General features: G+C 57.5%; 17 protein-coding genes and 1 other RNA gene. 12 read left to right on the top strand and 6 right to left on the bottom strand.

The features are described from left to right. Nucleotides 1-1,468 precede the first annotated feature (1,468 nt). Nucleotides 1,469-1,609, top strand: a complete 141-nt coding sequence (locus ACFOZ5_RS05750; RefSeq protein ID WP_379886063.1) for a hypothetical protein — start codon at nt 1,469-1,471, stop codon at nt 1,607-1,609. Nucleotides 1,610-1,646: 37 nt separating this feature from the next. Here ACFOZ5_RS05750 and ACFOZ5_RS05745 read toward each other — a convergent pair whose 3' ends face one another. The 4 genes from ACFOZ5_RS05745 to smpB form a co-directional block, all read right to left on the bottom strand. Further along, nucleotides 1,647-2,255, bottom strand: coding sequence for a recombinase family protein (locus ACFOZ5_RS05745; protein ID WP_379886061.1), 609 nt, complete (start codon nt 2,253-2,255; stop codon nt 1,647-1,649). Between the two features lie 740 nt (nt 2,256-2,995). After that, the gene (locus tag ACFOZ5_RS05740) at nt 2,996-4,645 is read right to left on the bottom strand and encodes a tyrosine-type recombinase/integrase (RefSeq protein WP_379886060.1); all 1,650 of its coding nucleotides are present in this window, start codon (nt 4,643-4,645) and stop codon (nt 2,996-2,998) included. A 76-nt stretch (nt 4,646-4,721) separates the two neighbouring features. Then, nucleotides 4,722-5,080: a transfer-messenger RNA gene (ssrA, locus tag ACFOZ5_RS05735) on the bottom strand. Nucleotides 5,081-5,138: 58 nt separating this feature from the next. Then, nucleotides 5,139-5,621, bottom strand: coding sequence for an SsrA-binding protein SmpB (smpB, locus tag ACFOZ5_RS05730; protein WP_379886059.1), 483 nt, complete (start codon nt 5,619-5,621; stop codon nt 5,139-5,141). Nucleotides 5,622-5,808: 187 nt separating this feature from the next. Between smpB and ACFOZ5_RS05725 the strand changes: the two genes are divergently transcribed. From ACFOZ5_RS05725 to ACFOZ5_RS05715, 3 genes are all read left to right on the top strand, one after another. Further along, the gene (locus tag ACFOZ5_RS05725; protein WP_379886058.1) at nt 5,809-7,320 is read left to right on the top strand and encodes a sodium-dependent transporter; all 1,512 of its coding nucleotides are present in this window, start codon (nt 5,809-5,811) and stop codon (nt 7,318-7,320) included. Between the two features lie 76 nt (nt 7,321-7,396). Further along, complete coding sequence (locus ACFOZ5_RS05720; RefSeq protein WP_379886057.1) at nt 7,397-7,849, top strand: type II toxin-antitoxin system RatA family toxin; 453 nt, start codon at nt 7,397-7,399, stop codon at nt 7,847-7,849. Then, entirely contained in the window at nt 7,849-8,136 is a 288-nt protein-coding gene (locus tag ACFOZ5_RS05715; RefSeq protein WP_379886055.1) for an RnfH family protein, read from the top strand. The genes ACFOZ5_RS05720 and ACFOZ5_RS05715 overlap by 1 nt, the downstream gene beginning before the upstream one ends. 12 nt (nt 8,137-8,148) lie before the next feature. Here the strand turns inward: ACFOZ5_RS05715 and ACFOZ5_RS05710 are convergent, their stop codons facing one another. Continuing rightward, nucleotides 8,149-8,475, bottom strand: a complete 327-nt coding sequence (locus tag ACFOZ5_RS05710; protein WP_379886066.1) for an outer membrane protein assembly factor BamE — start codon at nt 8,473-8,475, stop codon at nt 8,149-8,151. A gap of 111 nt (nt 8,476-8,586) precedes the next feature. Between ACFOZ5_RS05710 and fur the strand changes: the two genes are divergently transcribed. Next, nucleotides 8,587-9,000 carry a ferric iron uptake transcriptional regulator gene (fur, locus tag ACFOZ5_RS05705; protein WP_379886054.1) on the top strand — a complete coding sequence of 138 codons (414 nt, stop codon included), beginning with the start codon at nt 8,587-8,589 and terminating at the stop codon, nt 8,998-9,000. A gap of 157 nt (nt 9,001-9,157) precedes the next feature. Here fur and recN read toward each other — a convergent pair whose 3' ends face one another. Further along, nucleotides 9,158-10,834, bottom strand: a complete 1,677-nt coding sequence (recN, locus tag ACFOZ5_RS05700) for a DNA repair protein RecN (RefSeq protein ID WP_379886053.1) — start codon at nt 10,832-10,834, stop codon at nt 9,158-9,160. A 212-nt stretch (nt 10,835-11,046) separates the two neighbouring features. On the opposite strand from recN, the gene grpE reads away from it, so the two are divergent. From grpE to greA, 7 genes are all read left to right on the top strand, one after another. Further along, nucleotides 11,047-11,649, top strand: a complete 603-nt coding sequence (gene grpE, locus ACFOZ5_RS05695) for a nucleotide exchange factor GrpE (protein ID WP_379886052.1) — start codon at nt 11,047-11,049, stop codon at nt 11,647-11,649. A 125-nt stretch (nt 11,650-11,774) separates the two neighbouring features. Beyond that, the gene (dnaK, locus tag ACFOZ5_RS05690) at nt 11,775-13,697 is read left to right on the top strand and encodes a molecular chaperone DnaK (protein WP_379886050.1); all 1,923 of its coding nucleotides are present in this window, start codon (nt 11,775-11,777) and stop codon (nt 13,695-13,697) included. Nucleotides 13,698-13,863: 166 nt separating this feature from the next. Continuing rightward, nucleotides 13,864-14,991, top strand: a complete 1,128-nt coding sequence (dnaJ, locus tag ACFOZ5_RS05685; protein ID WP_379886049.1) for a molecular chaperone DnaJ — start codon at nt 13,864-13,866, stop codon at nt 14,989-14,991. 8 nt (nt 14,992-14,999) lie between these two features. Then, complete coding sequence (dapB, locus tag ACFOZ5_RS05680; RefSeq protein WP_379886048.1) at nt 15,000-15,806, top strand: 4-hydroxy-tetrahydrodipicolinate reductase; 807 nt, start codon at nt 15,000-15,002, stop codon at nt 15,804-15,806. Between the two features lie 363 nt (nt 15,807-16,169). Continuing rightward, entirely contained in the window at nt 16,170-17,300 is a 1,131-nt protein-coding gene (gene carA, locus ACFOZ5_RS05675; protein ID WP_379886047.1) for a glutamine-hydrolyzing carbamoyl-phosphate synthase small subunit, read from the top strand. Nucleotides 17,301-17,369: 69 nt separating this feature from the next. Further along, nucleotides 17,370-20,585 carry a carbamoyl-phosphate synthase large subunit gene (gene carB, locus ACFOZ5_RS05670; protein WP_379886046.1) on the top strand — a complete coding sequence of 1,072 codons (3,216 nt, stop codon included), beginning with the start codon at nt 17,370-17,372 and terminating at the stop codon, nt 20,583-20,585. A 2-nt stretch (nt 20,586-20,587) separates the two neighbouring features. Next, on the top strand, nt 20,588-21,067 hold the full coding sequence (gene greA, locus ACFOZ5_RS05665) for a transcription elongation factor GreA (RefSeq protein ID WP_379886045.1): 480 nt from the start codon (nt 20,588-20,590) through the stop codon (nt 21,065-21,067). Nucleotides 21,068-21,175 lie beyond the last annotated feature (108 nt).

Raw genomic sequence — 21,175 nt, 5'->3', positions numbered from 1 at the left:
GAAGAGAAACCCCGCGTCGCTACGCTCCGATGGGTGGCAGCCTTGCTCCGGTCCGAGTGGCAGGCTTCACGTGGAATGGGTGGCAACCTTCAGCGGTTTACGCACTCACTCATAAAGGCAAGGTTTGCCTTCCGACAGTCCAGTGCGTTGCCGCTGTGGACACGTACCTTCTGTCCTGGCTTTGCTCCCATGACGGCCCGCTGGAGGGTGACCAGCGTTTCATGTCCTAGCTCATTGATATGAGACCGACGGGCGTAAACTCGTCCATATCCATTGCTGTTCCTGCACCACGTCTGTCCGTAATCCCTTTTGATTCTCGGCCAATCCTCAGGGTCGACCATTGCGGTTTGTCCTCCAGTCAGAGGAATGAGCACAACAGGATTTCCAAGGAATTGCCCTTCAGTAACAGGCCTATGTTTTGTGCGGGGATTTGGTTTCATATATGGCTCCTAGAAGTAGTTGACCACCACCCCGACGAACGAGACCGCCTGAGAAGTCGGCTGACGCCTCCTGAGGCTGTCTGACGGCCACACAGAGGCGCATCAGCCGAAGACGGCCAATGGGTCGGGGTAGTCGGTTTAGGTTTCAGTTCGGGCGCTTCTCGGCCCTTTGTCGGAAGGTAGCGGTGAGCTACTGGCTATCGTTGGAGGTGCTGACGGGGCGGACTGGATGGAGGGGGCACTGGGTAACGCGACAGTCTGTTACCTGCTGTCGCCACGTTCCGGGCTCTCCGGGGTCATAAAGACACCCTGCACATGTGGCATTGATGTTCCCCCGTAAGCCAGGCTTGGACTGTTCACGGTGGATAATGTCTTGTCTCGTCCGGCGTCCCTTGGGAGTTCTGCTCATCGTGGCTGCTCTCCTTTCGTGGTCTCGGTCTTTTTTCCCTTGGATCCGCAGTGACGGCAAAGCGCCAGGAGTTCACCATCGGCGGATGTGTCAGCGTCCTTCACGGCCAAAAGGCCCAAGGCTCGGGCAATCACGCTGATGCTGTACTGAATTCCTGAGCTATCCCTCAGGCGCTCCTGGATCGTCTTCATTGCTTCGTAGGTTTTGGGACAGTACGACACCGGGTACACAACGCGCTGCCGGTGCAAACGCACATTTTTGGTAATGGACATGGGCCTAGTAGATTCAGCCTCTCGTTGGTTGAGCATCTGGTCTCCGTTGTTTGTAAGGTGATAGAAAAAACAGCTAATCAGAAACAGACCGGTTGAATCTCGCCGGTCTTCTCTACTGGGACCGACCCAAAGTAACTAGTTGATTCTCCGGAGGGTGTGAGGCGAGCCGGACACTGTTCCTCTTATTGGGGCTACCCAAACGATCCCTTATGTCCCAAGATCTCCAGAGGTGCTTGTCTGAGCGCAATCCTTACGCTGTCGTAGTAATTAGATAAAACACTATTAATTCAGAATAGGACGTGATTTCCTGCGGTCTCCCACAATGAATCAACGAAGGAGAACCAGTAGTGTTTTTGGAATTGCATTTTGGTCAATGGTTTGAGGTAGAGATTTCTGGCGGGCTGGCGGTGAGTTCCGTCTATCTGAAAGTGGGGCGGAAGGACTGGCATATCCTGCGGGAAGGGGCCAAACTCTCGTTGGACGGCTGAGCCCAAGAGCGGGGGCATTGCGCCCCCTCTGTCATGTCTACGCGCCTTTGACTGCACGGGCGATGGTTGACCGGGATACTCCGATGAAGCGCCCAATTTCAGTCCATGAATGCCCCTTATCTATCATGTCCCGGATGTTCTGGTGACGCTCTCGGTCTACAGGGCGACCTCGATACTTCCCTTTCGCTTTGGCCTTGGCGATCCCTTGGGCCTGTCGCCGCCTCCTGTCTGTGAAGTCCTTACGCGCGATGGCTGCCAGCATGTCCAGCATCATTCCGTTGATGGCTCCCATCATCCGGGTGGTCATTTCGTCATCGTTTTCGTTAGTCAGCATATGAGAGGTCGGTAGGTCCAGAGCAACTACTCGGACGCCTCTGTTTGAGATTTCCTGCCGAAGATAGTCCCAGTCACTGGCGTTGAGCCTGCTCAGTCTGTCCACTTGCTCAACGAGCAGAATGTCTCCTTTCTGGCAATCGGAGAGCAGCCGGAACAGTTCTGGTCTCTTGAGGCTAGCGCCGGATTCGTTCTCTACGTAATAGGAAGCAATCGTTAGACCCTGTTTCTCGGCAAACTCCTCCAGGTCGGCTCGGGCGCGGCTGGCGTCTTGTTCCTTCGTTGAGGCCCTGAGGTATGCGCGGACAAACATAGATACTACTCCTTCGGTTCGCTTTGGATGGTTTCATAATAGTGGTCTCGTTTGAGTTGTCAAACCCATTTATCGAACCATCTAAAACAACCAAGGAACGTGGTTTCGTTGACACATACCAGAAAAGAACCAGAGCAAACTACGAAACTATTGCTATGCTGAGTCGTGAAGTGAAATCAATTCAGACATTTAGGAGTCGAAGTCAAATGTTTGGAGCCCTGCGCCTACGACGCAAACCCGTAACACCCTCGGAGGACATCACTCTCGTTCTCTATCGTCTTGGTAAAAGGTCTATAAAACCCGGAGCGGCCACTAGCCTGATGCTCCCGACGTTGGTGGTATCGACCCAAATCAGTTTGGTTAAAGCCTATGGCCTACAGCCTGAAGCCGGGAGCGTATTTGAGATGCTCAATGAAGCTATGGATAACAAAGATGACGCTTCCGCGATTGAAGTGGGGGAGGCGTTAAAGCGGGAATTCTTGGATGCGAAGGGTACATACGAGCTAACTCATAAAGTCCTGACTGCTTACCAGCCATCGCTGGCCCAACACTTTCCCAAACCCACTTCGGGTAGACCTGGGGGCCTTAGGGCTTTCGCAAATGACCTTAACGCTGCACTGCCTTACTTTGTGCCACGGGCTGGTTGACCCACCCCGTGGGGGAAGCCAGATAATTCCCTAGTATCAAATACCCCCTCAAAAATCTCTGGCGAATTTTACAAAAGGGGCCCCGATGGGCACCTACTCGTGCTTCTCTTGCCTGAGGGGGGCGATCGGGAAAGAGAGTTTCTCGATAGCTTCAGAAAGAGTTTCTATAGAGGCTGTTGCCCTGTATCGACCCGCTGTCATTCCGTCGCTTTCATGTCCGACGACATCACCGACAATAGAGGGCGGAATGCCGTATTCGTTCTGGAGCCTAGTGGCTACCGTATGGCGGAAGCTGTGGAAGACCTCTTTGTGCTTTTCGGTTATACCCTGCTCCCGTAGAAACCGACCGAACCACTTTGAAGGGTTGTGGCCGAAGTTCGGAGCGCTGCTTGTTTTGGCCTCGGGGAAAAGCCGAGGCTGGCCTTTCTGTTTGGCTCGCTTTGCAAAGTCCACAAAGCCCAGCGTTATTAACTTGGAATGGATTGGCGTCATTCGTTCGCTGGCGGCAGTCTTTAGAGGACCAGCATGCGGCGTGAAGTGGATGCAGGGGATGTCATTGTGCGACGTAATATCCTGGGGCCGTAATTGGGCGAGTTCGGTGATACGGGCCCCGGTATAGAGGCCGAGGAGAGGGAGCCAGTATTGGTAGGCCTTAGTGAAGGCGTCTGGCCGGAATACATCAGGATGAAACAGCTTTTTTAACTGGTCGTCGGTAAAGGGGCTTCTTTCTGCTGACTTTCGCTTCTTGCCTCTCTCAGACAGGTTTTGAGCTGGATTCCGAGAGATATACTCAGAGTTTTCGCACCAGTTGAAGAAGGTGGACACGCGGGTGATGAACTTCTTTATGGTGTTTTCGCTGACCGTTTCCGGTGGGTTCATGGCGACGATTTCTAGTGCCGATTTGCCCTTGAATTCTTTCTTCTTGTTTCGGTTAGGCGGGAGCCGTTTGTAATTGCTGTAGGTCTCTACCGCAGAGGCACGGGAGACTTCCGAGCAGGGCACGTCTCCGTGAAGTTCTACAAAGCTACTCAGGGACGTACGGTATTCCTCAAGCGAGCGCGGCTGAACACCTTTGGCCTCGGCTTCTCTGAGGTATTCCTCGACAAGAGCGCTGAGCGGCTTTGCTGCGGCTTGCCTTTCCTGCTTTATGGCGGATTCCTTTGGCGCCGATGACTGCGGCCCAAGTGGTGGTCTGGGGGCGCCGCTCATTAAGGCCAACTGATAGTCGTTAAGAGTCAGTCCAATCTCCTGCATTCGACGGAGGAACAGCGAGAACGCAGGGCTGTCTTCCCTGTAGGTTACGCCCTCGTAGTCAAGAAACAGTCTGGCCACTCTTGCCTGAGCCTCTGTTCGATGCTCAAAGTAATCTGCCTTTGGGATGTCGAACGCTATCTCATGGGCCCTGACTCGATCCAGCTTTGCCTCTCGACTCATCGGCGGCAGAGTGGCCTCCGTCTCTTCGATTTCTTCGCGCACCTCCTGTGCCCACTTTGCAAGCAGACTTTCGATGTTGTCGCGAGATAACTTCATTAAATCAGGCTCTTGTACAACTGTTGAAACGAGACGCTCAAAGGATACCAGAAACACACGAGCGCGTTTCCTGGCCAAGGCCAAGCTACGTGTCTTGAGTGAGCGTTTAATTTCCCAACCGAAAAGAGGGCGCAGCGTTTGCGGTAAAGCGTACCTGAAATAGTAACCAGAGTTGCGGAGCTGTAGGTAATGGGGGGAGCTAGAACGAATCATGGCTTAGAGACCTTTGGGCCAATGGTTTGTACCACCAGTCCCTAAAATCATCTAAGCCATTGATTGTGTTGCAATTTGGTGGAGACGGCGGGAATTGAACCCGCGTCCGCCAGTGCTCTGCCTTGAGATCTACATGTTTAGTGTCCTTCTATTCGTTTAACCCTATGCGACCCGAAGGTCAGGGTGCACAGGGCGAGCTCTTTGGATCTTAGCCTTTAACCAGTGAGCTCTGGTTAAAGGAGCAGCCTGTTAAGCTATGACGTCCTGATATACCCGTTTACAGGCACCCGGGTCAGGACGACCAGCGGCTTACGCCGCCAGTGCGTAGTTGTCGTCGTTTGCGACTATTGCGTGCAGCTTTGGATTAACGAGATTCGCTGCCATCTCGACATGCACCCAAGGGTTCGCCACCGGCGTCGAAGCCATGTCGTCCCCTTGCTTTTAGTATATGGGGCCGAACCCACACACTTCAAGGTGTTTTACTTTTATCTATTCAGCCGGTGTTGTGCTCTCGCAGTATACGCTGCTTCTGGCGGTTCCAGTCCCGCTCTTTCTCCGTGGCCCGTTTGTCGAACAGCTTCTTGCCCTTCACCAGCGCGATTTCGCATTTGACCTTGTTCTTCTTCCAGTAAAGCGCCAGGGGAACGCAGGTATGGCCAGCCTGATTGACCTTGCCCATCAGCCTGGCAATTTCCTTGGCGTGCAGCAGCAGCTTGCGATTGCGGGTCGGGTCCGCAATCACATGGGTCGATGCCGTATTCAGCGGCGTAATCTGCGCGTTGAACAGAAAGGCCTCTCCATCCCGGAACAGAATATAGGCCTCGGTGATCTGGCCCTTGCCGGCACGCAGGGACTTGACCTCCCAGCCCAGTAACTGGACGCCGGCTTCAATGCGTTCCTCGATGTGGTATTCATGCCGGGCCTTCTTGTTGAGGGCAATGGTGCCCCCGGAATTCGCCGGTTTCTTTTTGCTCATGAAGTCTTTCCGTTGGACATTCGTGTCACTGGCATTTCGTCTGGTGGGTACGGAACACTATGATGGGGGCGATCCGGTCGCAGACAAGAGGCGAATTGTAACCCAGGTCCCGATATTGGGTCACCCGTCCGGGGAACGGCACCGGATTTCAGCTACAATTGGGGCACTTACCAGAACAGGGATTCGAATGCCGACACCGCTGAACACGACCTTGGGGCTCTGGAATGGGCGGAGCACCTTTTTCTGGGCTGCTGCCGCCGCCACCATCGGGCTGGGCAACCTGTGGTATTTTCCGTGGCTCGCCACCCACTTCGGGGGCGGCTATTTCGTTCTGATGTACCTGGCTTTCCTGCTGCTGGTTACCTTGCCATTGATTATGGCGGAAAGCGCCCTTGGGCGGCATTCCCGTCACAATATTGCTCTTGCCATGAGAACAGAGGCAGAGGCCCGCCGGCTATCGCCCCGTTGGCGCTGGGTGGGTCGTGTCAGTGTGTTGTCGGGGTTCCTGGTGCTCTCCATCACTCTGGTCATCGGGTCCATCTGCCTCGCCTATGTATTTTACGGGGCCTTGGGGCAGTTCGCCGGGGCAACACCGCGCTCCATGAGCCATGAGCTCGGTCAGCTGGTGGAGAGTCCCCATGAATACCAGGGGTTCATGGCCTGGCATCTGCTGTTTGTGGCGCTGGTAGGTGTGATCGCAATCAGGCCGGGCCTGGTTGAGCGCGCCTTTCGCTTGGTCATGCCGATTTTTCTCGTATTGCTGTCGGTGCTGCTGGTCTGGAGTTACGGGCAGGGTGTTGCCTCCGACTCACTGGACGCGGTGATGGGGTTCCGGTGGCAGGATGTTGGTTTTCAAAGTGTATGGTTTGCCCTGTCCCATGCCTTCTATACGTTGGGCATCGGACTGGGTGTGTGGACGGTACTTGGTGCGCTGATGGCGCCGGGGTCGCCCCTCAAGCGGTCTGTATTAGCGGTAGCGTTACTTGACACGGTTGTTGGTGTCGTGGCCGGGGTGGTGATCTATGGCATCGCTCAAACGATGGCAAATGTCAGTGATGCACGGGGATTCGAGCTCGTTTTCATTGCACTTCCGGTCGGCCTTGGCGGATTCGAGTATCATCAACTCCTTTCCACAGCGGTGTTTGCGGTGATTTTGCTCGTGGCGTGGAGCTCGGCGCTTGTGCTGGTCGAGGCCGTTGTCGCCTGGTTGAGGGAGTGGATGGTGTCGCCCCGGCCAGTGTCGGTCCTGCTGGTGTTGGTGTGTGCCTGGCTGGCGGGGCTGATTACCTTGTTCTCCTTCAATATCTGGTCCGACGTGCAGTTTGCCGGGCTGACCCCGTTCCGCTGGATTGAACTGATCACCAGTGGTTTGCTGATTCCACTGGTTGCTGCGGCACTTGCGGTTTTCCTGGGCTGGCAGGCGCCAGTGGCCTACCTGTCGGAGTTGCTGGGAGATACTCGGGAATGGCTTGCAGGCCTGTGGCATTTTGCCTTGCGTTACCTGTTGCCGCTGGTTGTGGTCGCCATTGGTCTGAGTTATTCGGTGGCATCGTTACAGCCGATGTGCAAGAACGCCAATATGATCTGGTGCGATCAGCCTGCTCACGAAGTGACCGGTGGCGACGAGAGTGGACGTGGTGGAGAGGTCGATAAAAGCCGCCCGGAACAGCGGGGCCCTGGCCGGGCGGAGGATTTTTGAACCGGTCAGGGCCGCAACGAAAGCTCAAATCAGATATTATGGAGGGCAGTGATCAGCGACAGGAACCCGACTATTCATGGCCCATAAGATCGATAGAAGTGCACTGGTAATGCACTCCGCGGAACGCATGTTCGCTCTGGTGGACGATATCGCGAGCTATCCGGATTTCCTTCCCTGGTGCGCCGGGTCGGAAATTCACGAGCGGACCGATGCCGAGGTGCTGGCGTCACTGGAGGTGGCCAAGGGGGGCGTAAAACATCGTCTGACCACCCGGAACCGGCTGGTGTCGCATGAGCGAATCGAGATGATGCTGGTAGACGGTCCCTTCAGGGATCTGGGAGGATGCTGGTATTTCAGGCCTCTTGACAGCAATGCCTGCAAGGTCATTCTGCAGCTGGATTTCGAGTTTTCGGGCCCGTTGGCCAGAATGACGTTTGGGCCGGTGTTTAATCAGGCGGCCAGCACCATGGTGGAGGCCTTCTGCCGCAGGGCGAATGAAATTTACGCACAAACCACGGTGGCGCGCTGATGTGGGTTGAAGTCGCCTACGCAACGCCGGAGCGTCAGGAGATTGTTCCGGTACAGGTAGAAGATGGGGCCAGCGTGCTGGATGCGGTTCGCCGCTCCGGTATTGAAACCCTGTTCCCGGGGCTCGATCCTGAAAACGTGGATATGGGCATATTCGGTAAGGTAGTAAAAGCACCGGCCGAGCACAGGTTGCGGGAGGGTGATCGTGTTGAGCTCTATCGCCCGCTCAAGATCGACCCCAAGCAGGCCCGGATGAACCGGGCCCGAAAGAAAAAGGATGCAGTCTGAGTCAGCTGGCAATCAGTAGGCGGGCTGTTCGTCCAGTAGCTGCTTCTCCAGGTGGGTGTAGGTATCCCCGTCGTAATGGACGACCACTTTCTGCTTGCGGATATCTCCGCCAGCTTCCTGGAAAGTGTAAACGTAGTACTCTACTGAAGTGTCTGCTGCGTTCAGCGTCAGGGGCGTTCCAAGAGCGGAATGCACCTGGGAGCGGGACATGCCGGGTTCAAGTTGGGCAATCGCCTCTTCGGTAACGATGTTCCCCTGCTGGACATTGATTTTGTAAACGCCAGGGAATACGCAGCCGGCAACCAGTGCCAGCAGCAGAACAGGTACAACTTTTTGAATCAGGTGCATCAGGGACGGATGTCCTTTTGGCCGGGAATGAAACGGTTTATCAGTCAAAATATGGCGGTATAATACCGGAAGCACTGAACACACCAAAGAGCGAAGAGCATTATGTCATCGGAAAACGCCGAACTGCGCAAAGTGGGGCTTAAGGTCACGCTGCCTCGGGTAAAGATCTTCAACATCCTGGAAACGGCAGAAGAACATCATCTGAGCGCTGAAGATGTCTACAAGAAGTTGCTGGATCAGGGCGACGATGTCGGGCTTGCAACGGTTTACCGGGTGCTGACCCAGTTTGAAGCGGCCGGTTTGGTGTTGCGGCATAATTTTGAAGGCGGTCACGCCGTCTTTGAAATGGCCGGGGATGACCACCACGATCACATGGTCTGCACACAGACCGGCGAGGTCATTGAGTTTGTGGATGAGGTGATTGAAGAGCGACAGAAAAAAATCGCCGAAGAACGTGGCTATGAAATTGTGGATCACAGTCTGATCCTGTACGTGAAGCCCAGAAAGAACTCCTGACAAGCTTCCTCCGCGCGGTCGTCTACCGGTCCGCGTCTCTGCGCATTCCCGGTAACGGGCCACTCGCACGCCCAAAAAAAGAGCGCCGGGGCGGCGCTCGAAAAGCTCTCTGGTGAGAAGGGAGTCGGTGAGAGCTGGTAAAACTCCGGTGGGTCCTTCAGTGGTGGGTGGCTTGCCCCTTGGTGTACATCTCCCGGGCGTGGGCCAGAGTCTGTTCCGTCATATCCACGCCGCCCAGCATACGCGCCACTTCGCTGATGCGCCCCTGATCATTGAGTATTTCGATCTTCGAGAAGGTAGCGTCCGCTTCGCTGAGCTTGCTGACGAACAGGTGCTCGTGACTTTGTGCAGCCACCTGCGGCAGATGGGTAACACAGATAATCTGACCGCTTTCTCCCAGTGTGCGGAGAAGTCGGCCAACGACTTCTGCCGTGCCGCCGCCAATGCCCACGTCCACCTCGTCGAACACCAGGGTTGGCGTGGTGGAGGTCTGGGCTACTACCACCTGGATTGCCAGGCTGATCCGCGACAGCTCACCGCCGGAAGCCACCTTCGCCAGGGGGCGTGCCGGCTGGCCGGGATTGGCACTGATCAGGAATTCAATGTCCTCATTGCCCGTTGCGCTGGGGCTCTCGTCCCGGGTGTCCAGCTGGCTGATGAACTGCATGGTGGGCATGCCCAGCTCCGTCAGTTCTTCCCCGACGCGCTGGTCCAGGGTGGCGGCGCCTTCGCGCCGGGCCTGTGACAGCTTGTCCGCGACGCTCTGGTAGGCCTTTCGGTAATTCTCCACGTCTGCTTCCAGTTGCTCCAGGCTGCTCCCGCTACCGTCCAGTTCGGCCAGCTCCTCCCCCAGGCGCTGGTGCAGTTGCGGTAACTCTTCCGGCTGGATGCGGTGCTTCCGCGCCAGCTGATAAATCGCACTGAGACGATCTTCCACTTCCTGCAGGCGCTCCGGGTCTGCCTCGTAATCCTCTACAAAGTGGACAAGATTGCTGCCCGCTTCGGATAGCTGGATCTGGGCCTCGTTCAGCATCTGAATGGTGTCGGCCAGTGCCGGTACTTCTACAGGTAACTGTTCAAGCTGCTGCAGGGCCTGGCGAACCATGTCGGCGGCACTGGTTTCATCCTCGGAACAGAGCATGGCGGCGTGGTGACTGTGCTGGCGTACGGTTTCCGCATGGCTGAGCTGTTCCTGTTCCTGCTCCAGCCGTGACTGTTCGTCTTCCTCCAGGGCCAGGCGGTCCAGCTCTTCCACCTGATAGCGCAATAATTGCAGGCGGGCTTCGGTCTCATCGGCGTTCTGCTGGCGGCTGATCAGACGTTCCCGGGCTTGATGCCACTGTTTCCAGGCGAGCCGGGTCTTGATGGCCAGGTCTTCAGAGCCGGAAAATTCGTCCAGCAGACGCCGGTGGGTATCCTTTTTCAGCAGCGACTGATGCTGGTGCTGGCTGTGGATGTCCATCAGGTGGGCACCCAGTTCTTTTAACTGGTTCAGGGGGCAGGGCTGTCCGTTGATATAGGCGCGGGAGCGACCATCCCGGCTAATCACGCGTCGCAGGATGCAGTCATTGCCATCATCCAGGTCCTGATCCTCCAGCCACTCCCGGGCCTGTGGGGTGCGGGCTATATCAAATGCGGCGGTAATATCCGCGCGCTTGGCGCCATGGCGTACAGCGCTGGCATCGCCACGGCCTCCCATGGCCAGCCCGAGCGCATCCAGTACGATGGACTTGCCGGCACCGGTCTCCCCGGTCAGCGCGGTCATGCCTTTCTGGAACTGGAGTTCTACCCTTTCAGCAATCGCGTAATTGGAAACCGTGAGTTGAGTCAGCATGTGGTGTCTCCCTGAGTCACAAATACTGTTCAAGAATACAGTACATGTGAATATATACAGTAAAAAAGCTGACTGCAAATTCAGGAAGTTCTTTTTGTGACGTTTTTGTGGTTGAAAGCGATTATTTGGGCCCCATATCGGTTGGCAAGTTTCCATCAATATTGGTCAATGGCGCGGCCAGCCGCGCATACAGAAACAAGCGGGAGTAGCTGATGAGCGCTGACGAGAATCGCAACGAAAAGGTCGATGAGGAGCTGAAAGCGGAGGAGCGTGCTGGTGAGCCCATCGCCGAGAACCAGGAAGGTGAGACCTCCGCTGCGGAAGAAGATGCTGATTCCATGGAGGCCCGCGTGCAGGAGCTGCAGGAACAGGTACTGAGAAGTCAGGCCGAGATGCAGAATGTGCGCCGGCGTGCGGAAATCGACGTTGAGAAAGCTCGCAAGTTCGCCCTGGAGCGGTTTGTAAAGGAGCTTCTGCCGGTTGCGGACAGTCTGGAAAAGGCCGTGGAAAGCACCGAGAACCAGCAGAGCTCTGATGAGGTGGTCACGTCCATTCGTGAGGGTGTGGAAATGACCCTGGATCTCTTCATGAAGAGTCTGGCCAAGTTCAACGTCCAGCCGCTCAACCCGGTGGGTGAGCCGTTCGACCCGCAAATGCATGAGGCCATGTCCATGGTGTCAGCACCGGATGCGGAGCCCAACTCCGTCGTTGCGGTCATGCAGAAGGGCTACACCCTTAATGAGCGCCTGGTTCGCCCGGCCATGGTGATGGTTGCCAAGGCCGAGGATGCGCCAAAAATCGACGAGCAGGCTTGAAAAGTCGACGTCGGAGCCAATATAGGCAGGTAACAGTCGAAATGCCGTTCCCATCCGGACCGGCAAGGAATCGGACAAACCCGGATCTGCCACATCCGGACTGAACAGCTAACTGGAGTGATTTCATGAGCAAGATTATCGGTATTGACCTGGGCACGACCAACTCCTGTGTTGCCATCATGGATGGTGACAAGGTCAAGGTTATCGAAAACGCCGAGGGCGATCGCACCACGCCTTCCATTATCGCCTACACCGAAGATGGCGAAACACTGGTTGGCCAGTCCGCAAAGCGTCAGGCGGTCACCAATCCCCACAACACCCTGTACGCCATCAAGCGTCTGATTGGCCGTCGCTTTGAAGACGATGTCGTGCAGAAAGACATCAAGATGGTGCCGTACAAGATCACCAATGCGGACAATGGTGATGCCTGGGTTGAGGTGAAAGGCGAGAAGATGGCGCCGCCGCAAGTCTCGGCGGAAGTCCTGAAGAAAATGAAGAAAACCGCCGAAGACTACCTCGGCGAGAAGGTGACCGAGGCGGTTATCACCGTACCGGCCTACTTCAACGACAGCCAGCGCCAGGCCACCAAGGATGCCGGCAAGATCGCCGGTCTGGAAGTGAAGCGGATCATCAACGAGCCCACCGCTGCCGCGCTGGCTTACGGTATGGACAAGCAAAGCGGTGACCGCACGGTAGCCGTTTATGACCTGGGTGGTGGTACCTTCGACCTGTCCATCATCGAGATTGCCGACGTGGACGGCGAGCACCAGTTCGAGGTTCTGGCCACCAACGGTGATACCTTCCTGGGCGGTGAGGACTTCGACCTGAAAATCATCGAATACCTCGCTGACCAGTTCAAGAAAGACAGCGGTATTGACCTGCGCGGTGACTCCCTGGCCATGCAGCGCCTGAAGGAAGCCGGTGAAAAGGCCAAGATCGAGCTGTCCAGCAGCCAGCAGACCGACGTTAACCTGCCGTACATTACGGCCGATGCGTCCGGTCCCAAGCACATGAACGTCAAGCTGACACGCGCCAAGCTGGAGTCGCTGGTGGAAGAGCTGGTGGAGCGCAGCCTCGAGCCCTGCAAGACGGCCCTGAAAGACGCCGGCCTGTCCGCCAATGAGGTGGACGAGGTTATCCTGGTGGGTGGTCAGACCCGCATGCCGATGGTTCAGGAAAAAGTGAAGAACTTCTTCGGCAAGGAAGCGCGGAAAGACGTCAACCCGGACGAAGCCGTGGCCATTGGTGCCGCCATCCAGGGTGCGGTGCTCTCCGGCGACGTCAAAGATGTGCTGCTGCTGGACGTGACTCCGCTGACCCTGGGTATCGAGACCATGGGCGGTGTCGCCACGCCGCTGATCGACAAGAACACCACGATCCCGACCAAGAAGTCCCAGACCTTCTCCACGGCTGAGGACAACCAGACCGCAGTGACCATCCATGTGGTTCAGGGTGAGCGCAAGCAGGCGTCCCAGAACAAGTCACTGGGCCGTTTCGACCTGGCGGACATTCCGCCGGCACCTCGTGGTGTGCCCCAGATTGAAGTCACCTTCGATATCGACGCCAACGGTATCCTGAACGTGTCTGCCAAGGACAAGGCTACCGGCAAGGAGCAGTCCATCGTGATCAAGGCTTCCTCTGGCCTTAACGATGATGAAATCGAGAAGATGGTCAGCGACGCGGAGGCCAATGCCGAGGAAGATCGCAAGTTCGAGGAACTGGTCCAGGCTCGCAACCAGGGCGACGCCATGGTGCACACCGTGCGCAAGACCCTGAACGACGCCGGTGACAAGGTTACCGACAGCGAGAAAGAAAACATCGAAGCCGCCATCAAGGAGCTCGAGGAAGCACTGGAAGGTTCCAACAAGGAAGACATCGAAGCCAAGACCCAGAAGCTGACCGAAGTGTCTGGCGAGCTGGCCCAGAAGATGTACGCTGACCAGGGCGAGCAGGCCCAGCAGGCTGGCGGGGAAGAGCAGGCCAGCGGCAGCTCCGACGACGCGGTTGATGCGGAGTTCGAGGAAGTGAAAGACGACGACAAGCGTTAAGCGATAACGTCGTTGCAGTAAGAGCGCGGGGGTACGCCCCCGCGTTTTCTGCGTTTCAGAGCAGCGGGTTTCTGCGTAGCCAGAAGCCGGAATCAGTTTGGAGGCAGTGCGTTGGATGACGTACTGGCTCCCGGCACAGACAGGATTTTCAACAGGGTTTTCCAGCATGGCCAAACGTGACTACTACGAAGTACTCGGGGTATCCCGGGATACGGACGAGAAGGAGATCAAGCGGGCCTATCGCAAGCTCGCCATGAAGTACCATCCGGACCGTAACCCGGACGACGCTGAAGCCGAGGCGAAGTTTAAGGAGGCCACGGAAGCCTACGACGTGCTGATGGACGCCAACAAGCGCGCTGCCTATGACCAGTTCGGCCATGCCGGTGTGGACAACCAGGCCGGTGGTGGCGGATTCGGTGGTGGCGGTGCCAGCTTCTCGGACATCTTCGGGGATGTGTTCGGTGACATCTTCGGTGGCGGCGGCCGCGGTCGCAGCAATCGGGGTGCCGACCTGCGCTACACCCTTGAGCTGGACCTGGAAGAGGCGGTCCATGGCACTACGGTCAAGATTCGCGTGCCAGGGCATGTCGAATGCGACCTTTGCGAAGGTAGTGGCGCCGCGAAAGGCTCGCGGGCCGAAACCTGTGGCACCTGCAAGGGTATGGGGCAGGTGCGCATGCAGCAGGGCTTCTTTACGGTGCAGCAGGCGTGTCCCACCTGCCGTGGCAGCGGTCAGATCATCAAGAACCCCTGCAGCAAGTGCCACGGCGCCGGTCGCCTGCAGGAGGAGAAGACCCTTTCGGTCAAGGTGCCGCCCGGCGTGGATACCGGTGACCGTATCCGGTTGTCCGGCGAAGGCGAGATGGGTATTGATGGTGGTCCGGCTGGTGACCTGTATGTCCAGGTTGCGGTGCGTGAACACTCCATCTTTACCCGTGATGGCCGCAATCTCTATTGTGAAGTGCCCATCAGCATTGTGGATGCCGCCATGGGTGGCGAACTGGAAGTGCCGACCCTGGATGGTCGCGTAAAACTCAAGATTCCGCCCGAAACCCAGACCGGCAAGCTGTTCCGGTTGCGTAACAAGGGGGTTACCCCGGTTCGTGGCGGTCCGGCGGGCGATCTGCTTTGCCGGGTGATGGTGGAGACACCGGTGAATCTCACCAAAAAACAGAAGGACCTGCTGGCGCAGTTCCAGGAAACCCTGGACGGTAATAACGGCAACAATCACGCGCCCCGGAAAACCTCCTGGTTTGAAGGTGTGAAGAGCTTCTTCGACGAAATGAAATTCTGAGGTCTGCCATGACACGGATTGCGGTAACCGGTGCGGCCGGGCGAATGGGTAAGGTGCTGATCGAGGCCATCGACGAGGCGGATGACCTTACCCTGGGCGCCGCCATTGTTCATCCTGAAAGCTCCCTGATAGGTGCGGATGCTGGTGAAATGGCGGGTATCGGCAGGAACGGTGTGGCCCTGGCCGGTAATCTGGGCGATGTTAAAGATGCCTTTGATCTGTTGATTGACTTCACCTTTCCGGATCTGACGCTGGAGAACCTGGAGTTCTGCAGTCAGAACGGCAAATCAGTCATTATCGGAACCACCGGCATGACGGATGCCGAAAAGGAGCAGGTGGCGATCGCGGCAGACAGGGTGCCCGTGGTGTTTGCGCCTAATATGAGCGTCGGTATCAATGTGATGCTTGACCTGTTGCACAAGGCCGCTTCGGTTCTCGGTGATGACTACGATGTGGAGATCATCGAAACCCATCACCGGCACAAGAAAGACGCGCCTTCCGGCACCGCGCTGCGGCTGGGTGAAGTGGTCGCTGATGCTCTCGGGCGTGACCTGAAAGAGTGCGCGGTCTACGGCCGGGAAGGCTTTACCGGAGAGCGCCCGCAAAAGGAAATCGGCTTTGAGACCATTCGCGGCGGTGATGTGGTGGGGGATCACACCGTGCTCTTTGCCACCATGGGTGAGCGTATCGAACTCACCCACAAGGCCAGCAGCCGCATGACCTTCGCCAAGGGCGCCATCCGCGCCACCCGCTGGCTGCAGGGAAAGCCAGCGGGGCTGTACGATATGCAGGATGTTCTGGGGCTTAAAGACTGATTTTTGCCACGGACACTCACAGACCCACACGGACAAGGATAAAAGCTTTCCTGTCCATTCTTTGTCCGTGAGAGTCTGTGAGTGTCCGTGGCTAATGGATTTTCCTTTTTTTCAGTTCTTCATTCCGTGTTATTCCGTGGCAAATAGTCCTTTTACATGGACACAGATCGGCGAATTTCCTACAATAAGGCGGTTTAACTGCACCAAGCGTAGCCTGAAGACACAGCCCGCCCGGAACAAAGGATGATTCCCGAGGGCGGATACAAAAGCGGGACGGGGCAACACCCCCTCTCGCTTTTTTGCGACCTGAATTTGCGCTTGCGTACCCGTTCGCCCAAACGAACCCGATTGAGGATACACGCCTTGAGTACACCAGCCATCCTTGCACTCGCAGACGGAAGCCTGTTTCACGGAGTCGCCATTGGCGCCGACGGCGAAACCAGTGGTGAGGTGGTTTTCAACACCGCCATGACCGGCTATCAGGAAATCCTCACGGATCCCTCTTACGCCCGTCAGATTGTCACGCTGACCTATCCTCATATTGGAAACACCGGTGTCAATGACGAGGATGTGGAGTCAGACCACATCCAGGCCGCTGGTCTTATCATTCGTGACCTGCCGCTGATGGCCAGCAACTGGCGCAGCCAGAGAACGCTGTCGGATTACCTGCGGGAAAGCGGCAAGATCGGCATTGCCGGCATTGACACCCGCCGCCTGACCCGAATCCTGCGGGACAAGGGTTCCCAGAACGGCGCCATTGTTGCCGGTGAGGATGCCACACCAGAGCGGGCGCTGGAGTTGGCAAAAGCATTCCCCGGACTGAAGGGCATGGACCTGGCCAAGGAAGTGTGCCGCAAGGACACCTGGACCTGGGATGAAACCGAGTGGGTCCTGGGCGAGGGATACGGCAAGCGCACGGAAAGCCGCTTCAAGGTGGTGGCCTGGGATTATGGGGTCAAGAAGAACATCCTGCGCATGCTGGCCAGCCGCGGTTGCGATCTGACCATTGTGCCGGCCGAGACGCCCGCCTCCGAGGTGCTGGCCATGAAGCCGGACGGTGTCTTCCTGTCCAACGGTCCCGGCGACCCGGAGCCCTGCGACTATGCCATCACCGCTATCCGCGAAGTGCTGGAAACCGATATCCCGGTGTTTGGTATCTGTCTGGGGCACCAATTGCTGGCGCTGGCCAGTGGCGCGAAAAGCCTGAAGATGGGCCATGGCCACCATGGGGCCAACCACCCGGTGCAGAATATCCAGGACGGCACGGTGATGATCACCAGTCAGAACCATGGGTTCGCGGTGGACGAGACCACCCTGCCGAACAATGTGGAAGCGACCCACAAGTCCCTGTTCGACGGCACGCTCCAGGGTATCCGACGTACCGACAAGCCGGCGTTCAGCTTCCAGGGTCACCCGGAGGCCAGCCCTGGCCCCCATGATGTGGCCCCGCTGTTTGACCAGTTTATCCGGCTGATGGAAGCACGTACCGCATAAGCGGACGCCCGACACAGCGTTGCCGAAAGGCCCTATGAATCTGAATTTTGCTGACAGGTTGACTGAGAAATGCCAAAGCGGACCGACATCAAGAGCATCCTGATCCTGGGCGCTGGCCCTATTGTGATTGGCCAGGCGTGTGAGTTTGACTATTCCGGTGCACAGGCCTGTAAGGCCCTGCGGGAAGAGGGGTACCGGGTGATCCTGGTGAACTCCAACCCCGCCACCATCATGACCGATCCGGCCATGGCCGATGCCACCTACATCGAGCCGATCACCTGGCGCACGGTCGAGAAGATTATCGAGAAGGAGCAGCCAGATGCCCTGCTTCCCACCATGGGCGGGCAGACCGCGCTGAACTGCGCCCTTGATCTGGAAAAGCACGGTATCCTGGATAAGCATGGCGTCGAGATGATCGGCGCCAATGCCGACACCATCGACAAGGCGGAAGACCGTGACCGGTTCGACAAGGCCATGCGGAAAATCGGCCTGGAATGCCCCAAGGCGACCATCGCCCACTCCATGGCGGAAGCGTGGGCCGTAGCTGACGAGATTGGCTTCCCGTGCATTATTCGTCCGTCGTTCACCATGGGTGGCTCCGGCGGCGGCATCGCCTATAACCGGGATGAGTTCGAAGAAATCTGTACCCGGGGGCTGGACCTGTCGCCGACAAACGAGCTGCTGATCGACGAGTCCCTGATCGGCTGGAAGGAATACGAGATGGAGGTCGTTCGTGACAAGAACGATAACTGCATCATCGTCTGCGCCATCGAGAACTTTGATGCCATGGGCGTGCATACCGGTGACTCGATCACCGTGGCACCGGCCCAGACCCTGACGGACAAGGAATATCAGATCATGCGGAACGCCTCCCTGGCGGTTCTGCGTGAAATCGGTGTGGAAACGGGCGGTTCCAACGTGCAGTTCGGTGTCAATCCGGATAACGGCCGCATGGTGGTTATCGAGATGAACCCGCGGGTGTCCCGTTCCTCCGCGTTGGCATCCAAGGCTACCGGTTTCCCGATCGCCAAGGTGGCGGCCAAGCTGGCAGTCGGTTACACCCTGGACGAGCTGCAGAACGACATTACCGGTGGTATCACGCCGGCGTCCTTTGAGCCCAGCATTGACTATGTCGTTACCAAGATTCCCCGGTTCACCTTTGAGAAGTTCCCCCAGGCCGATGCCCGCCTGACCACCCAGATGAAGTCCGTGGGTGAGGTGATGGCCATTGGCCGTACTTTCCAGGAGTCGGTGCAGAAGGCCATGCGTGGCCTGGAAGTGGGTTCAGAAGGTTTCGAGGAGAAGGTCGACCTGGACAGCACCAGTGGCCGCGAAACCCTGATCAAGGAGCTGAATGTGCCCGGGGCCGATCGCCTCTGGTTTATCGGCGAAGCCTTCCGTGCCGGCATGACCGTGGACGAAGTGTTCCGTCACACCAAGGTAGACCCCTGGTACCTGGTCCAGATTGAGGATCTGATCCGCGAGGAAGCGGCCCTGAAAACCGCCGGCAAAGCGGATATCGACCGGGACACCCTGTTCCGCCTCAAGCGCAAGGGCTTTTCGGACGGTCGCCTGGCCAAGCTGCTGGGTATCTCCGAGGTCTCCCTGCGCAAGCTTCGCCATGATCTGGACGTGCGCCCGGTGTACAAGCGCGTGGACACCTGTGCCGCCGAGTTCGCCTCCTCTACGGCCTACATGTACTCCACCTATGAGGAAGAATGCGAGGCTGAGCCGTCCGATCGTGAAAAGATCGTGGTGATCGGTGGCGGCCCTAACCGGATAGGGCAGGGTATCGAATTCGATTACTGCTGTGTTCATGCCGCCCTGGCCATGCGCGAGGATGGTTACGAAACCATCATGATCAACTGCAACCCCGAGACCGTGTCCACGGACTACGACACCAGCGACCGGCTCTATTTCGAGCCCATTACTCTGGAAGATGTGCTGGAGATCGTCTACAAGGAAAAGCCAAAGGGTGTCATCGTGCAGTATGGCGGCCAGACGCCCCTGAAGTTGTCCCGTGGTCTCGAGGCCGCCGGTGTGCCCATCATCGGTACCAGTCCGGATGCCATTGACCGGGCTGAAGACCGTGAGCGTTTCCAGCAGATGATCACCCGCCTGGGCCTGAAGCAACCGGAGAATGCCACCGTGCGCAGCCACGAGGAAGGTATTCTGGTGGCCCGCGAGATTGGCTATCCATTGGTGGTGCGTCCATCCTATGTGCTGGGTGGGCGTGCCATGGAAATCGTCTATAACGAAGAAGAGCTTGTGCGCTATATGCGCGATGCCGTGCTGGTCTCCAACGACAGTCCGGTGCTGCTGGACCACTTCCTTAACGCTGCCATCGAGGTCGACATTGATGCGATCAGCGACGGCCAGGACGTGGTTATCGGGGGCATCATGCAGCATATCGAACAGGCCGGCGTGCACTCCGGTGATTCTGCCTGTTCGCTGCCACCGTACACCCTGCCAAAAGACGTCCAGGACGAGATGCGGGACGCGGTCAGGAAGATGGCCCTCGAGCTCGACGTCATTGGTCTGATGAACGTACAGCTGGCCTGGCAGGATGGCGAAATCTATGTCATCGAAGTCAATCCACGGGCCTCCCGGACCGTGCCGTTTGTCTCCAAGGCTGTGGGCGTGTCTCTGGCCAAGGTGGCGGCCCGCTGCATGGCCGGTCGCAGTCTGAAGGAGCAGGGCTTCACCCAGGAGATCGTGCCGACTTACTTCTCGGTGAAAGAGTCGGTGTTCCCGTTCAACAAGTTCCCGGCGGTGGATCCCATCCTGGGCCCGGAAATGAAGTCCACCGGCGAAGTCATGGGTATTGGCGATAGCTTCGACGAAGCCTTTGCCAAGGCTGCCCTGGCCGCCGGTGAGCGACTGCCGGCCAAGGGTACGGCGTTCATCTCCGTGCGTGAGGTAGACAAGGCCGGTGTGCTCAGGCTGGCGAAAGACCTGGTGGAAGCGGGCTTCAGCCTGGTGGCTACTACGGGTACCGCAAAAGTGATCAGCGATGCCGGCCTTGAGGTCGATCGGGTCAACAAGGTGGGCGAGGGTCGCCCGCATATTGTCGATGCTATCAAGAACGGCAAGGTACAACTGATCATCAACACCACCGAGGGCCGCAAGGCCATCGCCGACTCGGCCCAGATCCGTCAGTCGGCGCTGCAGCACAAGGTGACCTATACGACCACGCTGGCGGGGGGTGAAGCCTTCTGTCGCGCTATCAAATTCGGACCCGAGCGGACGGTTCGCCGTCTGCAGGAACTGCATTCAGGAAAGTGACTATGACGACTCGAGTACCCATGACCATCAGTGGCGAAGCAAGCCTGAGGGAAGAGCTTCGGCAGCTCAAGTCCGTCGAGCGCCCCAAGGTGATCGAAGCCATCGCGGATGCCCGTGAGCACGGCGATCTCAAGGAAAACGCCGAGTATCACGCAGCCCGTGAACAGCAGGGCTTCATTGAAGGGCGTATCCAGGAAATCGAGAGCAAGCTTTCGGCTGCCCAGGTCATTGACGTGACCAGCATCGAGAACACCGGCAAGGTGATCTTTGGTACCACCGTGCACCTACTCAACGTGGAAACCGAGGAGCAGGTGACCTACAAGATCGTCGGTGAGGACGAGGCCGACATCAAAGGCGGCAAGATTTCCATCTCCTCACCCATAGCCCGGGCACTTGTGGGCAAGAGTGAGGGGGATGTTGTTGCCATACGCGTGCCTTCCGGCACCGTGGAGTACGAAATCGAGGAAGTAGAGCATATCTGAGGCCCCTAAAGCCCCTCTCCCTTGAGGGGAGAGGGGTTGGGGTGAGGGTGGAGACCGCAAACGTTGCAGCACGACGCTTTTCACCCTCTCCCTGGCCCTCTCCCCACA

The sequence above is a fragment of the Marinobacter lacisalsi genome (genome assembly GCF_042651045.1).
In the GTDB taxonomy this organism is placed as follows: Bacteria; Pseudomonadota; Gammaproteobacteria; order Pseudomonadales; family Oleiphilaceae; genus Marinobacter; species Marinobacter lacisalsi.
This window is presented reverse-complemented; position numbering and strand designations above follow the sequence as displayed.

Bases quoted from the DNA above. Each gene is read 5' to 3' on its own strand.
- ACFOZ5_RS05745 (WP_379886061.1), bottom strand. From the start codon at position 2,255: ATGTTTGTCCGCGCATACCTCAGGGCCTCAACGAAGGAACAAGACGCC.
- ACFOZ5_RS05740 (WP_379886060.1), bottom strand. From the start codon at position 4,645: ATGATTCGTTCTAGCTCCCCCCATTACCTACAGCTCCGCAACTCTGGT.
- smpB (WP_379886059.1), bottom strand. From the start codon at position 5,621: ATGAGCAAAAAGAAACCGGCGAATTCCGGGGGCACCATTGCCCTCAAC.
- ACFOZ5_RS05725 (WP_379886058.1), top strand. From the start codon at position 5,809: ATGCCGACACCGCTGAACACGACCTTGGGGCTCTGGAATGGGCGGAGC.
- ACFOZ5_RS05720 (WP_379886057.1), top strand. From the start codon at position 7,397: ATGGCCCATAAGATCGATAGAAGTGCACTGGTAATGCACTCCGCGGAA.
- ACFOZ5_RS05715 (WP_379886055.1), top strand. From the start codon at position 7,849: ATGTGGGTTGAAGTCGCCTACGCAACGCCGGAGCGTCAGGAGATTGTT.
- fur (WP_379886054.1), top strand. From the start codon at position 8,587: ATGTCATCGGAAAACGCCGAACTGCGCAAAGTGGGGCTTAAGGTCACG.
- recN (WP_379886053.1), bottom strand. From the start codon at position 10,834: ATGCTGACTCAACTCACGGTTTCCAATTACGCGATTGCTGAAAGGGTA.
- grpE (WP_379886052.1), top strand. From the start codon at position 11,047: ATGAGCGCTGACGAGAATCGCAACGAAAAGGTCGATGAGGAGCTGAAA.
- dnaK (WP_379886050.1), top strand. From the start codon at position 11,775: ATGAGCAAGATTATCGGTATTGACCTGGGCACGACCAACTCCTGTGTT.
- dnaJ (WP_379886049.1), top strand. From the start codon at position 13,864: ATGGCCAAACGTGACTACTACGAAGTACTCGGGGTATCCCGGGATACG.
- dapB (WP_379886048.1), top strand. From the start codon at position 15,000: ATGACACGGATTGCGGTAACCGGTGCGGCCGGGCGAATGGGTAAGGTG.
- carB (WP_379886046.1), top strand. From the start codon at position 17,370: ATGCCAAAGCGGACCGACATCAAGAGCATCCTGATCCTGGGCGCTGGC.
- greA (WP_379886045.1), top strand. From the start codon at position 20,588: ATGACGACTCGAGTACCCATGACCATCAGTGGCGAAGCAAGCCTGAGG.